Origin of the sequence: Legionella waltersii, from assembly GCF_001468085.1 — a bacterium.
GTDB classification, from domain to species: Bacteria; Pseudomonadota; Gammaproteobacteria; order Legionellales; family Legionellaceae; genus Legionella; species Legionella waltersii.
In genome coordinates this window covers 1-219 of the sequence record NZ_LNZB01000029.1, presented here as the reverse complement: position 1 = coordinate 219, position 219 = coordinate 1, and the positions used below count along the sequence as shown (strand labels likewise).

Sequence of the window (219 nt, the reverse complement as noted above, 5' to 3'; positions counted from 1 at the left end):
ATGGAAAAGGTTTAAGTGGAACTAAGCCAGGAAGCCTTCTCAGAAAACATATTCCAATTAGTACAAACCAGTGGGATACCAGCCAAGTGGGTTTTATGGAAGCAGATACTGTAGCTCATTGCGGTACTTCACTAATGGGTGATTTTGTTTGGTCTATTACAATGACCGATATTTTTAGTGGTTGGACAGAAATGCGTGCTACTTGGAATAAAGGAGCGA

Annotated in this window: 1 pseudogene; it reads left to right on the top strand. The window is 40.6% G+C overall.

Annotated elements, in window-relative coordinates:
- Positions 1 to 219 (top strand): annotated as a pseudogene (locus tag Lwal_RS17520) (integrase); the annotation flags it as partial.